The 3,341-nt window shown below is 64.3% G+C and carries 4 protein-coding genes; 3 read left to right on the top strand and 1 reads right to left on the bottom strand.

Going from position 1 to position 3,341, the window contains the following annotated elements; genetic code table 11:
• The 3 genes from mltG to gmk all read left to right on the top strand — a co-directional run.
• On the top strand, window positions 1–1,206 hold a 1,206-nt coding region (gene mltG / locus ENZ74_RS26285; RefSeq protein ID WP_127313085.1), incomplete at its 5' end, for an endolytic transglycosylase MltG.
• Between the two features lie 156 nt (window positions 1,207–1,362).
• Window positions 1,363–2,253: a YicC/YloC family endoribonuclease gene (locus ENZ74_RS26280; protein ID WP_013532513.1), complete on the top strand. Its 891-nt coding sequence runs from the start codon at window positions 1,363–1,365 to the stop codon at window positions 2,251–2,253.
• 3 nt (window positions 2,254–2,256) lie between these two features.
• Window positions 2,257–2,913, top strand: a complete 657-nt coding sequence (gene gmk, locus ENZ74_RS26275; protein ID WP_013532512.1) for a guanylate kinase — start codon at window positions 2,257–2,259, stop codon at window positions 2,911–2,913.
• Between the two features lie 48 nt (window positions 2,914–2,961).
• On the opposite strand, the gene ENZ74_RS26270 is transcribed toward gmk, so the two are convergent.
• A partial coding sequence (locus tag ENZ74_RS26270) for an rRNA adenine dimethyltransferase family protein (protein ID WP_281059731.1) occupies window positions 2,962–3,341 on the bottom strand: 380 nt, incomplete at its 5' end.

Below are 3,341 nucleotides of genomic sequence, written 5' to 3'. Positions count from 1 at the left end.
ATCGTGCCGAAAACGGCCAGCGAGGCGTTGCGGCCAGAGGCCGGCACGCCGCCGCCGAAGCGCTCGCGTGCGTCACGCAGCCAGGTCGTCGTGTTCATGAACTTCGTCATCTCCTCGGTGATGCTGGTGGTTCTGGCGGCCGGCGTCGCGGTCTATTTCGGCAAGCAGGAATTCACCGAGCCCGGACCCTCCGCTAATGGCGATACCTTCCTGGTCAAGCCGAACACCGGCGTCCAGGATATCGCCGACCAGCTCGAACGCCGCGGACTGATCAGTGATGCCCGGGTATTCCGCCTTGGCGTGCGCGCCTTCGGCAATGATTCGGCGCTGAAAGCCGGCGAGTACGAGATCAAGCCCAGGGCTTCCATGCGCGATATCATGGAGCTTCTGAAGAGCGGCAAGTCGGTGATGTATTCGCTGACCATCCCTGAAGGACTGACTGTCGACCAGGCATTGCAGCGCATCGCCAAGGAGACTGCCTTGAGCGGCGACATGCCGGCAACCACGCCGCCGGAGGGCAGCCTCGCCACCGACACGCTGCGCTTCACGCGCGGCGCGACACGCCAGCAGATGGTCGACAAGCTGCTTGCGGATCAGAAGAAGCTGGTTGACGATGTCTGGCAGCGGCGCGCGCCGGACCTGCCGCTGGCCAACGTCGAGGAGTTCGTCACGCTGGCTTCGATTGTCGAGAAAGAGACGGGCAAGGGTGACGAGCGTTCACGGGTTGCCGCCGTCTTCCTGAACCGGCTTGCCAAGGGCATGCGCCTGCAATCCGATCCGACCATCATCTACGGGCTGTTCGGCGGCAAGGGAAAGCCGGCGGACCGGCCGATCTACCAGTCGGATATCCAGAAACAGACCCCCTACAACACCTATGTGATCAACGGCTTGCCGCCGACGCCGATCGCCAATCCGGGTCGTGCAGCGCTGGAGGCGGTGGCCAATCCGTCGAAGACCGACGACCTCTATTTCGTCGCCGACGGCACCGGTGGGCACGTCTTTGCCGCGACGCTGGACGAGCACAACGAGAATGTCGCCCGCTATCGCGCTCTGCAGAAGAAGCAGGCGGATGACGTCGCCAAAGCCGCCAAGACGACCGGCGGCGGCGACAGCGATGCCGTCAAGCCGGCGGACGGTGGGCCGGCCGACAGTGGGCCTGCTGACGGTGCCGACGACAGCGGCGGTGACGCGGGCGCTGCCCAGTAGAATGAAGAAAGGCGTTGCCCGACAGGCGACGCCCTGACATTTGCAAGAGCGCCGCGCGTCCGATTTCGACGCGCCTGCGGCGCAGTCATTTTCAAGCCGCACTTGCTCTGTCCGGAAAGCCGGTTCGGGGCAATGTGCCAGGGACGTGTGGGCGATATGAATTTGCAGAGCATGACCGGTTTTGCACGTGCCGTCGCCGAGCACGAAGGCACTTCGATCGCCTGGGAGGTCAAGTCCGTCAACGGCAAGAGCGTCGAAGTACGGCTGCGGCTGCCGCAAGGCTTCGAGCGGTTGGAACCGGCTGTCCGGCAGATACTTCAGAAACGTTTTGCACGCGGCAATTTTCAGGCGACGCTGACCATCGGCCGTGCCGTCGGCGCGCAGGCGCAGCCGGTCGTCAACGAAGCCTTCCTGAAGGACCTGGCCGGGCTCGCCAAGCGGCTGCAGGAGCAGTTCGGCGTTGCTGCGGCGACCTCGGATGGACTGCTGTCGCTGCGCGGCGTGCTCGACATTCCCGAAACTGTCGAAACCGAGGAGGCGAGGGCCGCGCTCGATGCCGCGATCATGGCCGCGCTCGAAGTGGCCTTGAACGGGCTTGAACAGGCACGGCAGGGCGAAGGGGCCGCGCTGGCTTTGCTGCTGTCGGGTCATATCGACACAATCGAGGCGCTGACGCTGCGGGCAGAAGTGGATCCATCCCGCGAGACCGCGGTGATCCGGGAACGCATCGCCGAGCAGGTCAGGCTGCTGATGGACGCTTCCGCCAATTTGGATGCCACCCGACTGCACATGGAGGCCGCGTTCCTGGCCACCAAGGCCGATATTCGCGAAGAGATCGACCGGCTGAAAACGCATGTCGCATCCGGCCGGGCACTGCTGGTGGGCGGCGGCGCGGTCGGTCGCAAGCTCGATTTTCTGGCACAGGAATTTAACCGCGAATCGAATACGCTGTGTTCCAAGTCGAATGCCGCCGCCATCACCGCGATCGGGCTGGACCTGAAGGCGGTGGTCGACCAGTTTCGTGAACAGATCCAGAATCTGGAGTAGCCGATGGTTGCCAAGGATTTGGGGTCCCGCATTCGCCGCCGGGGCCTGATGCTCGTCCTGTCGTCGCCGTCCGGCGCCGGCAAGTCGACGATCGCGCGCAATCTTCTGGAAAGCGATTCCAGCCTCGAACTGTCGGTCTCGGTCACCACCAGGCCGCGCCGCGGCAGCGAGATCGAAGGCGTCCACTATCATTTCCGGACGATGCGCGAATTCGAGCGGCTTCGTGATTCAGACGCGCTGCTGGAGTGGGCCGAGGTGCATGGCAATTGCTATGCGACACCGCGCGAGCCTGCCGAACTGGCGCTGTCTGAAGGGCGCGACATGCTGTTCGACATCGACTGGCAGGGCGCCCAGCAGCTCAAGGAGAAGATGCGCGCCGACATCGTCTCGATCTTCATCCTGCCGCCATCGATGAAGGAGTTGAAGGCACGGCTGAAGCGCCGCGCCGAAGACCAGGAAGCGGTGATCGAAACGCGGTTGAAAAACGCCCGCAACGAGATCGAGCACTGGAAGGAATATGATTTCGTCATCGTCAATGACGACCTCGACCGCGCCTTCGCCGAAGTGCGCGGCATCGTCGTCGCCGAGCGGCTGAGACGCGACCGCCGGCCAGGCCTGTTCGATTTCGTCTCGGGACTGTTGGACGAGAAGACGGGTTGAGGCTGTGAAGCGCCAATCTCCCCCACGAGGGGGCAGATCGGCAGCTTCTTACACCGCGTTTGTCAACCTTACAAACTCCTCGACGCTGAGCGTCTCGGCGCGGCGTGTCGGATCGATGCCGGCGCGGTCGAGCAGGGCCTCGCCGCCGAGGCTCTTAACGCTTTGCCGCAGCATCTTGCGACGTTGGCCGAAGGCGGCTTCTGTGACGCGGCCGAGTTTCTTCACCTCGGTGGGCAGGGGCATCGGGCGCGGCACAAGATGCACCACCGAGGAGGTGACCTTTGGCGGCGGCGTGAATGCCTGTGGCGGTACGTCGAAGGCGATCCTCGCCTCCGTCCGCCAGCCGGCAAGAACCCCCAGCCGGCCATAGCTGTCGCTGCCGGCGGGAGCGACGATGCGCTCGGCCACCTCGCGCTGGAACATCAGAG

Origin of the sequence: Mesorhizobium sp. M7A.F.Ca.CA.002.15.2.1, from assembly GCF_003998715.1 — a bacterium.
GTDB classification, from domain to species: Bacteria; Pseudomonadota; Alphaproteobacteria; order Rhizobiales; family Rhizobiaceae; genus Mesorhizobium; species Mesorhizobium ciceri.
The sequence above is the reverse complement of the archived record's forward strand: the minus strand, read 5'-3'. Positions and strand labels throughout refer to the sequence as shown.